Source organism: Streptomyces sp. NPDC040432, from assembly GCF_055595445.1.
The window spans coordinates 289,646-305,836 of sequence record NZ_JBVIVP010000004.1 but is presented as its reverse complement, the minus strand read 5'-3'; the positions used below and the strand labels follow the sequence as shown (position 1 = coordinate 305,836).

General features: G+C 73.7%; 10 protein-coding genes. 7 read left to right on the top strand and 3 right to left on the bottom strand.

Translation table 11 applies throughout. The features are described from left to right. Positions 1–60 precede the first annotated feature (60 nt). The 3 genes from ACZ58N_RS11635 to ACZ58N_RS11625 all read right to left on the bottom strand — a co-directional run bounded on the left by ACZ58N_RS11635 (position 61) and on the right by ACZ58N_RS11625 (position 7,197). Positions 61–1,521, bottom strand: a complete 1,461-nt coding sequence (locus ACZ58N_RS11635) for a glutamate synthase subunit beta (RefSeq protein WP_471157945.1) — start codon at positions 1,519–1,521, stop codon at positions 61–63. Then, complete coding sequence (gene gltB / locus ACZ58N_RS11630) at positions 1,514–6,067, bottom strand: glutamate synthase large subunit (protein ID WP_471158310.1); 4,554 nt, start codon at positions 6,065–6,067, stop codon at positions 1,514–1,516. Before gltB ends, ACZ58N_RS11635 begins: the two co-directional genes overlap by 8 nt. Positions 6,068–6,465: 398 nt before the next feature. Next, on the bottom strand, positions 6,466–7,197 hold the full coding sequence (locus tag ACZ58N_RS11625; protein WP_471157943.1) for a VIT1/CCC1 transporter family protein: 732 nt from the start codon (positions 7,195–7,197) through the stop codon (positions 6,466–6,468). A gap of 268 nt (positions 7,198–7,465) precedes the next feature. On the opposite strand from ACZ58N_RS11625, the gene ACZ58N_RS11620 reads away from it, so the two are divergent. The 7 genes from ACZ58N_RS11620 to ACZ58N_RS11590 all read left to right on the top strand — a co-directional run bounded on the left by ACZ58N_RS11620 (position 7,466) and on the right by ACZ58N_RS11590 (position 16,110). After that, the gene (locus tag ACZ58N_RS11620) at positions 7,466–8,452 is read left to right on the top strand and encodes an ADP-ribosylglycohydrolase family protein (protein WP_471157942.1); all 987 of its coding nucleotides are present in this window, start codon (positions 7,466–7,468) and stop codon (positions 8,450–8,452) included. Positions 8,453–9,033: 581 nt separating this feature from the next. Next, entirely contained in the window at positions 9,034–10,245 is a 1,212-nt protein-coding gene (locus ACZ58N_RS11615; RefSeq protein WP_471158308.1) for an ADP-ribosylglycohydrolase family protein, read from the top strand. A gap of 7 nt (positions 10,246–10,252) precedes the next feature. Beyond that, positions 10,253–11,407 (top strand): ADP-ribosylglycohydrolase family protein, encoded by a 1,155-nt coding sequence (locus ACZ58N_RS11610; protein WP_471157941.1) that lies wholly within the window; start codon positions 10,253–10,255, stop codon positions 11,405–11,407. Continuing rightward, positions 11,404–13,149, top strand: coding sequence for an ADP-ribosylglycohydrolase family protein (locus ACZ58N_RS11605; RefSeq protein ID WP_471157939.1), 1,746 nt, complete (start codon positions 11,404–11,406; stop codon positions 13,147–13,149). The genes ACZ58N_RS11610 and ACZ58N_RS11605 overlap by 4 nt, the downstream gene beginning before the upstream one ends. Beyond that, entirely contained in the window at positions 13,146–14,054 is a 909-nt protein-coding gene (gene rbsK, locus ACZ58N_RS11600) for a ribokinase (protein WP_471157937.1), read from the top strand. The genes ACZ58N_RS11605 and rbsK overlap by 4 nt, the downstream gene beginning before the upstream one ends. Beyond that, a complete protein-coding gene (locus ACZ58N_RS11595; RefSeq protein WP_471157935.1) occupies positions 14,051–15,304 on the top strand; it encodes a CaiB/BaiF CoA transferase family protein in 1,254 nt (417 codons plus the stop codon). The genes rbsK and ACZ58N_RS11595 overlap by 4 nt, the downstream gene beginning before the upstream one ends. Next, positions 15,301–16,110 (top strand): HpcH/HpaI aldolase/citrate lyase family protein, encoded by an 810-nt coding sequence (locus ACZ58N_RS11590; RefSeq protein ID WP_471157934.1) that lies wholly within the window; start codon positions 15,301–15,303, stop codon positions 16,108–16,110. The genes ACZ58N_RS11595 and ACZ58N_RS11590 overlap by 4 nt, the downstream gene beginning before the upstream one ends. Positions 16,111–16,191 lie beyond the last annotated feature (81 nt).

Below are 16,191 nucleotides of genomic sequence, written 5' to 3'. Positions count from 1 at the left end.
TTCGTTGTGCGGGCCGTATGAGGGGTCCCGCCCCGGAGGGCGGGGGTACCGCGGGAGGCGTTACACCATCAGGGAGCGGTCGGTCGGCTTGACCGGGTACGGGAGGGCGCTGCTGCCGGTCAGGAAGCGGTCGACGCCGCGGGCGGCCGAGCGGCCCTCCGCGATGGCCCACACGATGAGCGACTGACCACGACCCGCGTCACCGGCGACGAAGACGCCGTCGACGTTGGTCTTGTAGGAGGCGTCGCGCTCGATGTTGCCGCGCGCGTCCAGGGCCAGGCCGAACTGCTGGACCAGACCGTTCTCCTGGTCGGTGCCGGTGAAGCCCATCGCCAGGGTGACCAGCTGCGCGGGGAGGACGCGCTCGGTGCCGGGCTTCTGGACGAGCTTGCCGTCGACGAACTCGACCTCGACCAGGTGCAGGGCCTTGACGTGGCCGTTCTCGTCGCCCTCGAAGTGGGTGGTGGAGACGGAGTAGACCCGCTCGCCGCCCTCCTCGTGCGCCGAGGTGACCTTGTACAGCATGGGGAACGTCGGCCAGGGCTGGTTGGCGTTCCGGTCCTCGCCGGGCTTCGGCATGATCTCCAGCTGGGTGACCGAGGCCGCGCCCTGGCGGTGGGCGGTGCCCACGCAGTCCGCGCCGGTGTCACCGCCACCGATCACGACGACGTCCTTGCCCTCGGCCGTGATCGGCGGGGCCATGAAGTCGCCCTCCTGGACCTTGTTGGCCAGGGGCAGGTACTCCATCGCGAAGTGGATGCCGCTCAGCTCGCGCCCCGGGACCGGCAGGTCGCGGGAGACGGTGGCGCCCGCCGCGATGACGACCGCGTCGAAGCGCTTGCGCAGGTCGGTGGCCGTGATGTCCCGGCCGACCTCGATGCCCGTACGGAACTTGGTGCCTTCCGCGCGCATCTGCTCGATGCGGCGGTTGATGTGCACCTTCTCCATCTTGAACTCGGGGATGCCGTAGCGCAGCAGGCCGCCGATGCGGTCGGCGCGCTCGTACACGACCACGGTGTGGCCGGCCCGGGTCAGCTGCTGGGCGGCGGCCAGGCCGGCCGGACCCGAGCCGATGACGGCGGCGGTCTTGCCGGACAGCCGCTCCGGGGGCTGCGGGGTGACGTGGCCGCTGTCCCAGGCCTTGTCGACGATCGAGACCTCGACGTTCTTGATCGTGACGGCCGGCTGGTTGATGCCGAGCACGCACGCCGACTCGCACGGAGCGGGGCACAGGCGGCCCGTGAACTCCGGGAAGTTGTTCGTCGCGTGCAGGCGCTCCGACGCGGCGGTCCAGTCCTCGCGGTACGCGAAGTCGTTCCACTCGGGGATCAGGTTCCCGAGCGGGCAACCGTTGTGGCAGAACGGGATGCCGCAGTCCATGCAGCGACCGGCCTGCTTGCTGATGATCGGGAGCAGCGAGCCCGGGACGTAGACCTCGTTCCAGTCCTTGAGGCGGTCAGCCACGGGACGGGAACAGGCGGTCTCGCGCGCGGTGGTGAGGAAGCCCTTCGGGTCAGCCATGGGTCGCCGCCTCCATCATCTTCTCCGTGGTCTCGGATTCCGAGAGTCCGGCCAGCTCAGCGGCGTCCTTGGCGGCGAGCACTGCCTTGTACGTGGTGGGGATGATCTTGCTGAACCGGTCCACCGAGGTGGACCAGTCGGCGAGGAGCTTCGCGGCCACGGTCGAGCCGGTCTCCTCCTCGTGGCGGCGCACCACGTCGTGCAGCCACTGCTTGTCGGTGTCGGAGAGTTCGGTCTCGACCGCGCCCGTGTTGCCGACGTTGACGTTGTTCGGGTCGAGGTCGATGACGTAGGCGGTGCCGCCCGACATGCCGGCCGCGAAGTTGCGGCCGGTCTCGCCGAGGACGACGGCCTGGCCGCCGGTCATGTACTCGCAGCCGTGGTCGCCCACGCCCTCCGAGACGACCAGGGCGCCGGAGTTGCGGACGCAGAAGCGTTCGCCGGTGCGGCCGCGGAGGAACATCTCGCCGCCGGTGGCTCCGTAGCCGATGGTGTTGCCGGCGATGGTGGAGTACTCGGCGAGGTGGTCGGCGCCGCGGTCCGGGCGGACGACGACGCGGCCACCGGAGAGGCCCTTGCCGACGTAGTCGTTGGCGTCGCCCTCCAGGCGGAGGGTGATGCCCTTCGGCAGGAAGGCGCCGAAGGACTGGCCGGCGCTGCCGGTGAAGGTCAGGTCGATGGTGTTGTCGGGCAGGCCCGCACCGCCGAACCTCTTGGTGACCTCGTGGCCGAGCATCGTGCCGACGGTCCGGTTGATGTTGCGGATCGCGACCTGGGCGCGGACCGGTTGGGCGTCCACGGCCGTCGCGGCGTTCAGCGCGTCGGCGGCGAGCTTGATCAGCTCGTTGTCGAGGGCCTTCTCCAGACCGTGGTCCTGCTCGATGAGGGCGTGGCGGACCGCGCCCTCGGGCAGCTCGGGCACGTGGAAGAGGGGCTCCAGGTCGAGGCCCTGCGCCTTCCAGTGCGTGACGGCCTTGCTGGTGTCGAGGAGTTCGGCGTGGCCGACGGCCTCCTCGATGGTGCGGAAGCCCAGCTCGGCGAGGATCTCGCGCACCTCCTCCGCGATGAACTCGAAGAAGTTGACGACGAACTCGGGCTTGCCGGAGAAGCGGTCGCGCAGGACCGGGTTCTGGGTGGCGATGCCGACGGGGCAGGTGTCCAGGTGGCAGACGCGCATCATGACGCAGCCGGAGACGACGAGCGGCGCGGTCGCGAAACCGAACTCCTCGGCGCCGAGCAGCGCGGCGATGACGACGTCCCGGCCGGTCTTGAGCTGGCCGTCCGTCTGGACCACGATGCGGTCGCGCAGCCCGTTGAGCAGCAGCGTCTGCTGGGTCTCGGCGAGGCCGAGTTCCCAGGGTCCGCCCGCGTGCTTCAGGGAAGTGAGCGGGGAGGCACCCGTACCGCCGTCGTGGCCGGAGATCAGGACCACGTCCGCGTGTGCCTTGGAGACGCCCGCGGCGACCGTGCCGACGCCGACCTCGGAAACCAGCTTCACGTGGATGCGGGCGACCGGGTTGGCGTTCTTGAGGTCGTGGATCAGCTGGGCGAGGTCCTCGATGGAGTAGATGTCGTGGTGCGGCGGCGGGGAGATCAGGCCGACGCCCGGGGTGGAGTGGCGGGTCCTGGCGACCCACGGGTACACCTTGTGACCGGGCAGCTGGCCGCCCTCGCCGGGCTTGGCGCCCTGCGCCATCTTGATCTGGATGTCGTCCGCGTTGACCAGGTACTCGGAGGTCACACCGAAGCGGCCGGAGGCGACCTGCTTGATGGAGGAGCGCCGCGCCGGGTCGTACAGGCGGTCCGGGTCCTCGCCGCCCTCACCGGTGTTGGACTTGCCGCCCAACTGGTTCATGGCGATGGCGAGGGTCTCGTGCGCCTCCTTGGAGATGGAGCCGTACGACATGGCGCCGGTGGAGAAACGCTTGACGATCTCGGAGACCGGCTCGACCTCTTCGATGGAGATCGACGGGCGGCCACCGCCTTCGGCGTCCTTGAAGCCGAACAGGCCGCGGAGCGTCATGAGGCGCTCGGACTGCTCGTTCACGCGGTCCGTGTACTGCCGGAAGATGTCGTACCGGCGGTTGCGGGTGGCGTGCTGGAGGCGGAAGACCGTCTCCGGGTCGAACAGGTGCGGCTCGCCCTCGCGGCGCCACTGGTACTCGCCGCCGATCTCCAGCGCGCGGTGCGTGGCCGCGATGCCGGAGGCGGGGTAGGCCTTGGCGTGGCGGGCGGCCACCTCCTTGGCGATGACGTCCAGGCCGGCGCCGCCGATCTTGGTGGCGGTGCCGTTGAAGTAGGCGCCGACGAACTCCTCGTTCAGGCCGACGGCCTCGAAGACCTGGGCGCCGCGGTAGGAGGCGACGGTGGAGATGCCCATCTTGGACATGACCTTCAGGACGCCCTTGCCGAGCGCGTAGATCAGGTTCTTGATGGCCTGCTCCGGCTCCAGGCCGGTCAGGAAGGTACCGGCGCGCAGGAGGTCCTCGACGGACTCCATGGCGAGGTACGGGTTGACCGCGGCGGCGCCGTAGCCGATGAGCAGGGCGACGTGGTGGACCTCGCGGACGTCACCGGCCTCGACCAGCAGGCCCACCTGGGTGCGCTGCTTGGTCGCGATGAGGTGGTGGTGCACGGCGGAGGTGAGCAGCAGCGACGGGATCGGCGCGTGCTCGGCGTCCGAGTGGCGGTCCGAGAGGACGATCAGGCGGGCGCCGGCCTCGATGGCCGCGTCGGCCTCGGAGCGGATCTCGGCGATCCGGGCGGCCAGCGCGTCGCCGCCGCCGGAGACCCGGTAGAGGCCGGACAGCGTGGCGGCCTTCATGCCGGGCATGTCGCCGTCGGCGTTGACGTGGATGAGCTTGGCCAGCTCGTCGTTGTCGATGACGGGGAACGGCAGGGTGACGCTGCGACAGGACGCGGCGTTCGGCTCCAGCAGGTTGCCGGCCGGGCCCAGCGAGGACAGCAGCGAGGTGACGAGCTCCTCGCGGATGGCGTCCAGCGGCGGGTTGGTGACCTGCGCGAACAGCTGGGTGAAGTAGTCGAAGAGCAGCCGGGGGCGCTCGGACAGGGCCGCGATCGGCGAGTCGGTGCCCATGGAGCCGAGCGGCTCGCCGGCGGTGCGGGCCATCGGCGCGAGGATGACGCGGAGCTCTTCCTCGGTGTAGCCGAAGGTCTGCTGGCGGCGGGTGACCGAGGCGTGGGTGTGGACGATGTGCTCGCGCTCGGGCAGGTCCGTCAGCTCGATCTCGCCGGTCTCCAGCCATTCGGCGTACGGAGCGGCGGCGGCGAGCTCGTCCTTGATCTCGTCGTCCTCGATGATCCGCTTCTGGGCGGTGTCGACGAGGAACATCTTGCCGGGCTGCAGGCGGCCCTTGCGGACGACCTTGGCCGGGTCGATGTCGAGGACGCCGACCTCGGAGCCGAGGACGACGAGGCCCTCGTCGGTGACCCAGTAGCGGCCGGGGCGCAGACCGTTGCGGTCGAGGACCGCGCCGACCTGGGTGCCGTCGGTGAAGGTGACGCAGGCCGGGCCGTCCCAGGGCTCCATCATCGTGGAGTGGTACTGGTAGAACGCGCGGCGGGCCGGGGCCATGGAGGTGTGGTTCTCCCACGCCTCCGGGATCATCATCAGCACGCTGTGGGGCAGCGACCGGCCGCCGAGGTGGAGCAGCTCCAGGACCTCGTCGAAGGAGGCCGAGTCGGAGGCGTCCGGGGTGCAGATCGGGAAGATGCGGTCCAGGGCGCCGTCGCCGAAGGCGTCGGAGGCCAGCTGGGACTCGCGGGCCTTCATCCAGTTCCGGTTGCCCTTGACCGTGTTGATCTCGCCGTTGTGCGCGACGAAGCGGTACGGGTGGGCGAGCGGCCAGGACGGGAAGGTGTTCGTCGAGAACCGGGAGTGGACCAGGGCGAGCGCCGAGGCGAAGCGGCGGTCGGAGAGGTCCGGGAAGAAGGGCTCCAGCTGGCCGGTGGTCAGCATGCCCTTGTAGACGATGGTGCGGGCGGAGAGCGACGGGAAGTACACGCCGGCCTCGCGCTCGGCGCGCTTGCGCAGCACGAACGCCTTGCGGTCCAGCTCGATGCCGCTCGCCCCGTTGGAGACGAACAGCTGCGAGAACGCCGGCATGGTGGTGCGGGCGCCGTTGCCGAGCAGGTCGGGGGTGACCGGGACCTCGCGCCAGCCGAGGACCGTGAGGTTCTCCTGGACGGCGATGGCCTCGATCTGCTCCACGGCGGCGGCCTGTGCGGTGCCGTCGGCGGGGAGGAAGGCGATGCCGACGGCGTACGCGCCGGCCTCGGGAAGGTCGAAACCGGCCACCTCGCGCAGGAACGCGTCGGGGACCTGGGAGAGGATTCCGGCGCCGTCGCCCGAGTCCGGCTCGGAGCCGGTCGCGCCACGGTGCTCAAGGTTCCGCAGTACGGTCAGCGCCTGCTCGACGAGGGTGTGGGTCGCCTCGCCGGTGAGGTTCGCCACGAATCCGACGCCGCAGGCGTCCTTCTCGTTGCGCGGGTCGTACATGCCCTGCTGGGCGGGGCGACCGTCCATGGGCGACCAGGCGTTGGTGCTGGGGCCGGTCGCGGAGTGCGTGGATGCGGAACGCATCGGCTCTCCCGTCGTCGTCGTGGCATATGTGCATAGCCGAGGGACGACGTTGGCCCTCTGCGAAATTTCGTGCAGGTTACATGATGACGGCAATCCCGAGAAGCGGATATTGCGTTCCAGCATGCGGACACCGCACGGAGCAGGAAGAAGAGGGACCTTCGCGGAGGCCGCAGCCATTTCCGCAGGGCTTCTGCGGCCACGACCCGGGGCGGAGGTCCCGACGCGAGGCGGGCATCATTGCCCGCGCGCCAAGGTGGGATGCCCGGCGGACACGGAATCGAAACCACCGGGTAATGAACTAATTATGTTGCGCACTGCATAGTGTCTCACTCCCGCGACGGTTAGCCTACGGCGCTGCCGATCCACGTGCCCAGGATGTACGTCACACCCGCGGCCGCGCCACCCAGGACGAGCTGACGCATACCGCTGTACCACCAGGACCGGGCCGTGACCCGGGAGACGATCGCGCCGCACGCGAAGAGCCCGACCAGCGCCAGCAGCACCGCGGGCCACAGACTGGTCGCCCCGAGCAGGTAGGGCAGCACGGGGAGCAGGGCACCGAGCGCGAAGGAGCCGAACGAGGAGATCGCGGCGACGGCCGGCGAGGGCAGGTCGTCGGGGTCTATGCCGAGCTCCTCGCGGGCGTGGATCTCCAGCGCCTGCTCCGGGTCCCGGGACAGCTGCATGGCGACCTCGCGGGCCAGCGGGGGCTCGACCCCGCGTGAGACGTAGAGCTCGGCCAGCTCCTCCATCTCGTCCACGGGGTGCTTGCGCAGCTGCTGGCGCTCGACGTCGAGCTCCGCCAGGACCAGTTCGCGCTGCGAGGCGACCGAGGTGTACTCACCGGCGGCCATCGAGAAGGCGCCGGCCGCGAGACCGGCCAGCCCGGTGATCACGACGGTCTGCGGGGCGAACGCGCCGCCGGCCACACCGGTCATCAGGGCGAGGTTGGAGACCAGTCCGTCCATCGCGCCGAACACGGCCGGCCGCAACCATCCGCCGTTGACGTCCCGGTGCGTGTGGTTGTCGCGGTGCGCGGTGTGCAGCGGTGCTTCGGTGTCGATGATGGACATGCGTGATTCCTCCCCATATGTGCGAGCGGGTACGCGAAAGCCACGCGAGCCCGGCCCACGCGGGGCCACTCCCCCTGAACACCTCGAACCTACGCACGAATTTCACCGCCCGCCAGCAAGGAAGGCCGTACTTACCTGGGGTTTCGTCCCTCGGCGACCGGGTGACGGGGACGTTCGGGGGGTGTTTCGCGGCGACCGACAAACCACATGCCGTGGCACAAATCCCCCAAGGGCTCATCATGAGTCCCATCAAGTGGAGAGGCGCGCCATGGAGCTGATTGCATGCAATCCGCAGGTCCTCCTCGAACGGGCCAGGGGCGCTCTTCTGGGCCTCGCCGTGGGTGACGCGCTGGGCGCCCCCGCCGAGAACATGAAGCCGTCGCAGATCCGGGCCAAGTGGGGCAGGATCGAAGGCTTCGTCTCGCCCGATCCGGCGGGCACCGACGACACCGAGTACGCCATCTTCTCGGGCCTGCTGCTCGCCCGGCACGGCTCCGCCCTCACCGTCGCGCACGTCGAACGGGCCTGGCACCACTGGATCGCCGACCTCGACGAGGGGCCCTTCCGCGGCGCCGGATTCTCCGAACGGGGCACCCTGGAGAACCTCCGTCGGGGCCTGGCCGCGCCCATCTCGGCACAGCACCGCCACGCCTGGTCGGACGGGCTGGCCATGCGGGCCGCCCCCTTCGGGGTGTTCGCGGCGGGCCGCCCCGCCGAAGCCGCCCGGCTCGTCGCGATCGACGGCACGGTCAGTCACGACGGCGAGGGCATCTACGGCGGCCAGGCCGTCGCGGCGGGCGTCGCCGCCGCGATGGCGGGCGGCTCCCCCGCCTCCGTCGTCTCGGCTGCCCTGTCCGTGATCCCGTCCGACTCCTGGACCGCCCGCTCCCTGCGCCGCGCCGTCACCGCCGCCCCGCGCGGCGAACGGGCGGTCCGCTCGGCCGTCGTGATCGGCGGATACCCGTGGACGGACCTGGCGCCGGAGGCGGTGGGCCTGGCGTTCGGCGCGTTCGCAGCGTGTCGGGGCGAGTTCACGGACTCCGTCCTGACCGCCGTCAACATGGGCCGGGACGCCGACACCACGGCCGCGGTGGCCGGCGCCCTGTCCGGCGCCATGGCCGGCGTCGCGGCGATCCCCGCCGACTGGGCGGCGGTCATCGGCCCAGTGCGCGGCAGCTGCCTCCCCTCGATGCGGGGCTACCACGTCCTGGACATCGCGGACCTCCTCACCCCCGAATCCGAGACCCCCCGATGACCCCGCCCCCGTACACCCCGGACACCCCCGCCGCACCGAACGCCCCCGGCACGACGGGCGACCCGGAGGCCCCCGGCACACCGCCCGTACCGAACCACGCCCCGGACGCGCCGACAACTCCGGCAGCTCCGGCGACTCCGACCGGAATGGTCACCCCGGCCGGACCGGACGCGCCCGGCACGACGGCGACCGCGGGCGCGACGGTCACCTCCGAGCCCCCGGCCGTACCCATCACCTCGGGCGCGACGGCCGACTTCGGTGACCCTGCCGCGGTCGCCGGCACACAGGACACGGGCGGGACGGCGACCGCGGCCGGACGGGACGCCCACGCCCCCGCCCACGCCTCCGGCCCGACCACGCCCCGCACGCCCGACGCGCCGCAGGGCCGGGCTGACCCGGCCGGCTCCGGGATCCCGGCCTTCACCCTCGTCGCCGCACCGGGTGCGAACGGCGCCGCCGGCGCGCTCCTCGCCGCCGCGGCCGAGGCGCGGGCCCGGCAGGTACGGGCCGGCGACCCCGCGGCGTTCGCGGCGCGGGCGGAGCCGCGAACCGGACCCGGCGGGGTCGGCCCGCGGCTGCCGATCGCCGAGCGGGCGACCCCCGCGGCGGCGCCCCCGCAGGCCCCCGACCGGGAGCGGCGCCCCGACACCCCGGCCTCCTCCGCCCCGCCGCGGGCGGCCCGGCGGATCGAGGGGCTGCTCCTCGGGCTCGCCGCCGGCGACGCCGCCGGATGGCCCGCCGCCCGGCACCGGGCCAGCCGAATGCCCGAGTGGACCCGCCGCCTCACCCGCGAGCTCGACACCTTCGCGGAGCAGAACGCCACCACCACCCTCCCCGTCCCCATCGCCCTGAACCAGCCCCCCGAGCCCCTGCGTCTGGGGCCCTCCGACGACGCCGAATGGGCGGCGTTCGCCGCCGAGTCCGTGCTCACCGCCGCAGGGGTGCTGCTCAGCGACCTCTCCCGGTCCCGCCGCATGCGCGCCGCCATCGACCTGGCCTGGAACGCCCTGGCCTCCGAGGTCGCCGCCGCGGCGGAACGCGCGCCCGAGGTCGAGTCCGCCGTCCTGCCGCTGCGCGCCCGGATCTCCGTACGCGCCGGCCTCGGCAACCTCGCCGCCGGCCTGCGCCCGCCCGCCACCGGGCACGACAACCCGCACTACTTCGACGACGCCGCCTGCGTCCGGGCCTGCGTCCTCGCGGTCGTCCATCCCGGTGACCCGTGCGCCGCCGCCGACCTCGCCGAGTTCGACGCCCGCTACACGCAGGACGGCGACGGCGTCCACGGGGCCCGCGCCATGGCCGCCGCCCTGGCCACCGCACTCGGCGGCTCGGACACCGACGACGCCGTCGAGGCCGCCCTCGCACAGCTGCCGGAGTCCACCGAGATCGGCCGCAACGCGCGGCACGCCGTCGCCCTCGCCCGTGCCGACGCGGACGGCGGCGCCTTCGCGCTCGTGCCGCTCCTGGAACACCAGATCGTCGACCACGTCTACAGCTACGGGATCGCCGCCGCCGAAACCGTCCCCGTCGCCCTCGCCCTGGCCGTCGCAGCCCGCGGCAGGGTCTCCGAGGCGGTGCCCGCAGCCGCCTGCCTCTCGCGCGTCGCGGACTCCGCGCCCGCCCTCGCCGGAGCCCTCACCGGCGCCCTCGGCGGCGGCGACTCGCTGCCCTCCTCCTGGCGCGAGGCCTGCCGCGTGCTGTCCGGCTGCGCCCTGCCCCGGCTCGCCGGGACGGATCTCGTCGAACTCGCCGCGCTGCTCACCCGTACGGAACTCACCTCACCCAAGGGATGATTCGGACATGACGCACACCCCCCTCACCCTCGACGACCGGGTGACCGGCAGCCTGGTCGGGGCCGCCGTGGGAGACGCGCTCGGCGGCCCCGTGGAGGGCTGGTCCCCCGAGCGGATCGTCGAACGGCACGGCGGCCACGTGCACGGCATCGTCGGCCCCTGGTACGAGGACTGGCGCACCGCCCGCCCCATCGCGCCTTACCACAAGGGCGACGGGCACGTCACGGACGACACCCTGATGACCCACGCGCTGGTACGGGTCTACGCGACGGTCCGCGACCACCTCGACGCCCACGCCGTCGCCGAGCACCTCGTCCCCGACCTGATGGGCACTCCCCGCTGGATCCCCGAGCTCGAAGCGGAGGCCCTCCCCCTCCAGCGGGTGTTCCTCGCCGAGAAGTGGATCGTGACCCGGCTGCACTACGCGCACGCGGACCCCCGCGAGGCCGGCGTCGGCAACATCGTCAACTGCGGTGCGGCGATGTACATGGCGCCGGTAGGCCTGGTCAACGCGGGCAATCCGACCGCCGCGTACGCCGAGGCGCTGGACGTGACCGGCGCCCACCAGTCCTCCTACGGGCGCGAGGCCGCCGGCGTCTTCGCGGCGGCCGTCGCGGCGGCCTGCGCACCCGGCGCGACGGCGGACTCCGTCGTCGCGGCGGCCCTGGCACTGGCCAAGGACGGTACCCGGTCGGCGATCGAGGCCGTGTGCGAAGTCGCCTGCCGGTACCGCGACTTCGAGTCCGCGCTGGCCCCGCTGCGCGCGGCGGTGGCCCCGTACGACTCGGTCGGCCCGGACTACCGCAACCCCTCCCTCGGCGCCCGCCGCCCGTCGCGCCTGCACTCCATCGAGGAACTGCCGATCGCCCTCGGCATGCTGCTCGTCGGCGACGGCTCCTACGAGACGTCGGTGCTCGGCGCCGTCAACTACGGCCGGGACTGCGACTCCATCGCGACGATGGCCGGGGCGGTCGCCGGCGCGCTGGGCGGGGAGGCCGCGGTACCGGCCGGCTGGGCCAAGCAGGTCGCCGAGGCCAGCCGTCTCGACCTGCACGGACCGGCCGCCGAACTGGCCGCCGTGGCCCGGGAGGTGTTCGCCCGGGACCGGGACCGGCGCCGGGCGCACGAGAGCGCCTTCGCGGCGATGGCGTCCCCCCGGTGACGGCCGCCGATCCCCCCGGCGCCCTCGTACGCCTCACCTGGGCGCAGCCCGAGGACCTGCTCGGCCACGAGCTGCGGCAGGCGGACGAGGACGGCCGGGACGCGGGACCCGTACTGCGGAAGTGGCTCGCGGCCGGTGGTCGCCCGGCCCCCACCCGCGCCGGCGCCTCCACCGAACCGGCCCCGCCGCGGCTGCGCGCCCTCGCGATCCGCCTCCTGGACGAACTCGACGCCCTCCCTGCCCCCTCGGCCGCCGACGAACCGAGCACCTGGACCGGGATCCGGGCCACCTGGCCCACGGCCCCGACCCCACCCGCGGAGCCGGAGCCGGAGCCGGCCCCATCCGAGGCCGCGCTCCGACCCCCGCCCGGAACGACCCTCCCGCCCCCACCCGGAGTCACCCTCCCGCCCCCGTCCGAGGCCGGACTCCGGACCCCACCCGAGGCCGGGTCCCGGACCCCGCCCGGGACCGCCCTGCCGACACCACCCGGAGTCGCGTTCCGGCAGCCCCCGCCCGGGACCGCCCTGCCGGATACGGAGCCGAGTCCGGATCCGGATCGGGTCCCGCCCCCGCACGGGGTCGTCACCCCGCCCCTCTCCCCCGACCGCGCCGCCGGCGCCCTGGTGGCGGACCGGGACCACGGGCCGGCCCGCGGTCCGTACGACCCGCCCCCGGAGGCGGACGCCGCGCTGCGGGAGCGGTTGGAGGCGGCCTGGGTCGGGCGCGCGGCGGGCTGCGTCCTCGGGAAGCCCGTGGAGAAGCTTCCGCTCGACGCCATCCGGGCCCTGGCCCGGGCCACCGGGAACTGGCCGCTGTCCGACTGGTTCACGGCCCGCGGAGTCCCGGCGGAGCTCCTCGCCGCGCACCCGTGGAACCGGCGGTCCGCCGATACCTCCCTCGCCGAGAACATCGACGGCGCCCCCGAGGACGACGACCTCAACCACCCCCTCCTCGGTCTGCTCCTCCTCCAACGACACGGCAAGGGCTTCAGCACCGCCGACCTCGGCCGGCTCTGGCTGGACGAACTGCCCGCGGGCCGGACCTTCACCGCCGAGCGGATCGCCTACCGCAACCTCCTACAGGGCCTCGAACCGCCGCTGACGGCCCGCCGGCACAATCCGTTCCGCGAGTGGATCGGCGCCCTCATCCGGGCCGACGTCCACGGCTGGACGAACCCCGGAGATCCGGTCGCCGCCGCCGCCCAGGCCCATCGCGACGCCGCGCTCACCCACACCGCGAGCGGGATCCACGCCGCCCTGTTCGTCGCCGCCGCCCTCGCGGAGGCCGCCGGCGGCCGGACCGACGTGCACGGCGCGCTGCGGGCCGGACTGGCCGTCGTACCGCCCCGGTCACGGCTGGCGGAAGCCGTGCGCCTCGGGATCCGTACCGCCTCCGATGAGGCCGACTTCGACCGGGTCGTGGACCGGCTGCACGACTGTTACGGCCACTACCACTGGGTACACGCCCTCCCGAACACCGCGCTGCTCGCGGCCGCGCTCACCCACGCGGACGGCGACTTCACGCACTCCGTCTGCCGGGCGGTGTCCGGTGGTTGGGACACCGACTCCAACGGGGCCACCGCCGGCTCCCTCGCCGGGCTGCTGGCCGGATCGCCCGACCGGATCCCGGACCGGTGGACGGCACCGTTGAAGAACCGCCTCTCCACCGGCGTCGCCGGCTTCGACGGCATCGGGTTCGACGCCCTCGCCCACCTCACCGCCCAGGAGGCAGCCCGCTCATGACGGCCATCGCCGTGCTCGGCAGTACGAACATGGACCTCGTCGCCTACGTGCCCAAGGCCCCCCGTCTCGGGGAAACCGTCACCGGCCGCGAGTTCCGCACCGTCCCCGGCGGGAAGGGCGCCAACCAGGCGGTCGCCGCCGCCCGGCTCGGCGGGGAGGTGGTGATGATCGGCTCGGTCGGGGCCGACGAGTTCGGGGTGCGGCTGCGCGCCGCGCTCCACGCCAGCGGGGTCGACACGACCGCCCTGCGCACCGTCGAGGGCGCCAGCGGCACGGCCCACATCACGGTCGACGACGAGGGCGCGAACAGCATCATCGTCATCCCGGCGGCCAACGCCCTGGTCACCGCCCTGGAGGCGGGCGACGACGCCCGCATCGCGTCGGCCGACTCGCTCCTCCTGCAACTCGAACTGCCCTTGGAGGTCGTCCTCGCGGGCGCCCTGGCCGCGCGCGCCCACGGGGTCCGTACGGTCCTCACCCCGGCCCCCGCCCAGCCGCTGCCCGCCGGGCTGCTGGCCGCCACCGACCTGCTCGTCCCGAACGAGCACGAGGCGGCCGCGCTCACCGGGCTCACCGATCCGCACCGGGCCGCCGAGGCGCTGCTCCAGGACGTCCCGGAGGTGGTGATCACCCTGGGCGCGGCGGGGGTGCTGCACGCGGCGCGGGGGCGGGAGCCGCTGACGGTGCCCGCGCCCCGCGTCCGGGCCGTGGACACCACCGCCGCCGGGGACACCTTCGTGGGTGCCCTCTGCGTGGCCCTCGGCGAGGGCCGCCCGATGCCGCAGGCCCTCGCGTGGGCGGCGTGCGCCGCCGCGCTGTCGGTGCAGCGGCCCGGTGCCCAGGACTCCATGCCGGACCGGGCCGATGTCGTGGCGTTCGCCGCCGGCCGGGGCGTTCCGCGATGAGCGCGCCCATCACGGACCCACGCCCGGGCCCCGGTCCGATCACGGACCCCCGACCCGCCCACGGCCCCGGCCCGCTCGCCGGGCTGCGCGTCCTCGACCTGGCCACCCTGTTCGCGGGGCCGCTGGCCGCCACCCTGCTCGGCGACTTCGGCGCCGAGGTGATCAAGGTGGAGCACCCGGGTCGTCCCGATCCGTCGCGCGACCACGGCCCCGCCAAGGACGGCATCGGCCTGTGGTGGAAGCTGTTGGGCCGGAACAAGCGGACGATGACCCTCGACCTGTCGACGCCGGGCGGGCGGGACACCCTGCTGCGGCTCGCGGCCACCGCCGACGTCGTCGTCGAGAACTTCCGTCCCGGCACCCTGGAGAAGTGGGGGCTGGGCTGGACCGAGCTGTCGGCGGCCAACCCGCGCCTGGTCCTGGCCCGGGTCACGGCCTTCGGCCAGCACGGCCCGTACGCCCACCGCCCCGGCTTCGGGACCCTCGCCGAGGCCATGAGCGGGTTCGCCGCGATCACCGGGGAGCCGGGCGGCCCGCCGACGCTGCCGCCCTTCGGGCTCGCGGACTCGATCGCCGCGCTGACGGCCGCGTACGCGGTGATGACGGCGCTGGCGGGCCGGGACCGCACCGGGCGGGGGCAGGTCGTCGACCTCGCCATCATCGAACCGATCCTCACCGTGCTCGGCCCGCACCCCCTCTGGTACGACCAGCTGGGCTACGTGCAGCCGCGCACCGGGAACCGGTCCGTGAACAACGCCCCCCGCAACACCTATCGCAGTGCGGACGGCCGCTGGCTGGCGGTGTCCGCGTCGGCCCGGTCCGTCGCCGAGCGGGTCGTCCGGCTGGTCGGGCGGCCCGAGCTGGCCGACGAGCCCTGGTTCGCGACCGGCGCGGGCCGGGCCGAGCACGCCGACGTCCTGGACGCGGCCGTCGGCGGCTGGATCGCCCTGCGCAAGGCCGACGAGGCGGTGGCCGCCTTCGAGAGCGCCGAGGCGGCCGTCGCCCAGGTGTACGACGTACGGGACGTGATGGCCGATCCGCAGTTCGCGGCCCTCGACACGGTCACCGGGGTCGAGGACCCGGAACTCGGCCCGATCCGCATGCAGAACGTCCTCTTCCGACTGTCCGGGACCCCCGGCGGGATCCGCTGGGCGGGCCGCCCGCACGGCGCGGACACCGACGAGGTCCTCACCGAGCTCGGCCTGACCCGGGACGAGATCGCCGCGCTGCGCACCGAGGGGGCACTGTGATCCTGACCTGGCTCTACGCACCCGGGGACCGTCCGGAGGTGGTGGCCAAGGCCCTGCGGTGCGGGGCCGACGCCGTCATCGTGGACCTGGAGGACTCCGTGTCGGTCTCCCGCAAGGAGTACGCCCGGGCCGCCACCGCCGAGCTCCTCACCGAACGGCCGCCGGTCCCCGTCCACGTCCGGGTCAACGCCCTGGGCTCGCCCTGGGCGGGCGCCGACCTGACGGCGCTGGCCCGGCTGCACGGACTCGCCGGGCTGCGGCTGCCGAAGGTCGACGCTCCGGAGCAGATCACCCGGGTCGCCGACCGCACCGGCGGGGTCGCCCTGTACGCGCTGCTGGAGTCGGCCCTCGGTGTGGAGCGGGCGTACGAGATCGCCCGCGCCCACCCGTGCCTGCACGGGCTGACCCTCGGCGAGGCGGACCTGCGGGCCGATCTGGGGGTGAGCGCGGAGACGGGGCTGGACTGGCCCCGTTCCCGGGTGGTGGTCGCCGCCCGGGCGGCGGGCCTGGCGCCGCCGGCGCAGTCGGTGTTCCCCGACGTCCGGGACCTGGACGCGCTGGCAGCCTCCTGCGTGCGCGGCCGCTCGCTGGGGTTCCTGGGCCGGGCCGCGATCCATCCGCGCCAGCTCCCCGTCATCGAACGGTGCTTCCTGCCGGGGCCCGAGGAGGTCACGGCCGCCGAGGAGATCGTGTCGGCGGCGCGGGCGATGTCGGGGGCCCTTGCCCTGCCCGACGGCCGGTTCGTGGACCCGGCGGTGGTGGCGGCCGCCCACCGGACGCTGACCCTGTCCCGGCGGTCCGCGTAGCCGCACGGCCCGGGGAGGACCGGCCCGACAGGCCGGAAGGGGGCGCCGCGATCGTCGCGGCGCCCCCTTCCGGAGCGGACC